General features: G+C 42.9%; 3 protein-coding genes. 2 read left to right on the top strand and 1 reads right to left on the bottom strand.

Annotation, left to right across the window (positions count from 1 at the left end; translation table 11 throughout):
• On the bottom strand, positions 1-360 hold a 360-nt coding region (locus tag F6K53_RS39605), incomplete at its 3' end, for a heavy metal-associated domain-containing protein (RefSeq protein ID WP_293085483.1).
• 481 nt (positions 361-841) lie between these two features.
• Here F6K53_RS39605 and F6K53_RS39600 point away from each other — a divergent pair.
• Both F6K53_RS39600 and F6K53_RS39595 read left to right on the top strand, forming a co-directional pair.
• The gene (locus F6K53_RS39600; RefSeq protein WP_075903224.1) at positions 842-1,228 is read left to right on the top strand and encodes a class I SAM-dependent methyltransferase; all 387 of its coding nucleotides are present in this window, start codon (positions 842-844) and stop codon (positions 1,226-1,228) included.
• A gap of 80 nt (positions 1,229-1,308) precedes the next feature.
• Positions 1,309-1,823 (top strand): ureidoglycolate lyase (locus F6K53_RS39595; RefSeq protein ID WP_293085478.1); only part of this gene is annotated, 515 nt, incomplete at its 3' end.

Genomic DNA, 1,823 nt, shown 5'->3' with positions numbered 1-1,823 from the left:
TAGTTGCTGGCGGTATGCTCTGGCTTCTTGCTGATGTCTCTGGGCTGGTGTTAACCTATCCTGGCTCTTAGTTCCCTGTTCAGTTTCAGGTAAACGGGGTTGACTAGGAAACCCTTTTGATGTAAGCCGCTCAGCTAGGACAGTTGGTTCCACCTCACCAGCTTGATACTCTACCACAGCTACCCCAGTTACCAGATTCACACAGGCTTTCGATACCCCAGGGTTACTGCTCAGTTGCCGTTCCACCACACCAACACAACCAGCACATTTCATGCCAGTTACATCTAATGTGATCGTTTCTACAGGCAAACCTGGTTGGTTTAAAGTAGTCTTGGCGGAAGTTGGGATAGATTTTGGCATAGATTTGGTGAACAGCTTCAGGAATATTGGCAATGCCTAGATGATTAAGAAGAACACATGCCTCTTATTTCTAGCTTAGGCTAACAGCTGCTCAACTAGCCTACAGGTTTTTGTTAATGGTTATCATTATTTTGGTGTTTATGTAAATGACGAAAGCAGGACACTTGGAAAAAAAAAGCTTCCCCAGCTTAGATAATTCAGATCGCACTAACTTAAGGGTTTCGACAAGTTTTGGACGTGTTAATAGTTGATAAAAAAAGCCCTAAATAGATTAACTGTGCCAGTAGCTTAGTCTTGAAATTGCGATTGACCTTGGCCTTTTGGCCAAAAGGCCAGGGAATTATGAAGGAGAATATCAAGGAAATATGAAGTAAATATGAAGTATTTCAAGAAACGAGCACTTATGATTTTACTCTCATGAAGGGAATTTCCTTGAAAATCTAGTAAGTCTGACTTGTAAGTCTCAACTTAGACAAACAAAATGACACAAAAATATACAGAAGCGGACACAGAAGCGTTTTACGATCACGAAGACAGCATGTATCGTAGCTTCTGGGATTCTGAAGGCAGTTTACATTGGGGCTATTTTGATAACTTAGCCGACGCTCGTGCTCAAGACTTTGTCCCAGCTTGCCATCGTTGGAATGAATATATGCTCGCCTGCAGTGGGCTGACTACTGAATCTCGGGTACTTGATATCGGTTGCGGCAACGGCAACACCGCTATCTGGCTAGCCCAGCAGACAGGATGTGAAGTTGTCGGCATTGACATCAGTGCAGTCCGCGTTGACAATGCCAAGGCATTAGCTCAGGAGTATCCCTCCCTACACCTGTCCTTTCAGAAAGCATCAGTATACTCAATCGAGTAGAGTTTAACATCTTTGAAACAGAACCAATGGTTGCTCTAGTGCTGAAAAAGCACTAATTGCTGATAGTTTAAGGGGAAATCATGGCTACACCATGCAAATACTATGACGTTCCATTAAAAAAGCTGAACTCAAAAAATGCTGAAGGATTAGGAACTGTATTCACGGATTTTGAAGATGTTGAAATAGAGTTGTGTAAATGGCCAAACCCAGGAAAACGACCTCTTATTGCTAGGGGGGGTTATGGTACATTTATTGAAGACGAATTCAAAGTATATTGGCGTGGTTCTACGGTGCTTTCCGCTGACCATAAAAATGCTCGCGGTGGTGCAGCTGGAAAGGCTGTAGTTGATCCTGAAACTAACTCTAACTATGTGCTAGTGCATTGGCTTAGCGCCCATCTAGATGCAGGAGAGGCTTTTATTCCTAAAAATGGTGAACCTAGTATCTTTCTATTAGCGCCTCCTGGGGACAATGTCAAAGCAGAAGATTTTGTAGCGCTTTACTCTGATGGTAGTTACGGCATATCAATTCATCCTGGAGTATGGCACACAGCTCCCTTACCACTGTCTGGAGAAGTAGTCTATAAAAATAAACA

The organism is Moorena sp. SIO4A1, from assembly GCF_010672065.1.
Taxonomy (GTDB): Bacteria; Cyanobacteriota; Cyanobacteriia; order Cyanobacteriales; family Coleofasciculaceae; genus Moorena.
This window is presented reverse-complemented; position numbering and strand designations above follow the sequence as displayed.

Coding starts and splice junctions, on each gene's coding strand:
- F6K53_RS39600 (WP_075903224.1), top strand. CDS start 842: ATGACACAAAAATATACAGAAGCGGACACAGAAGCGTTTTACGATCAC.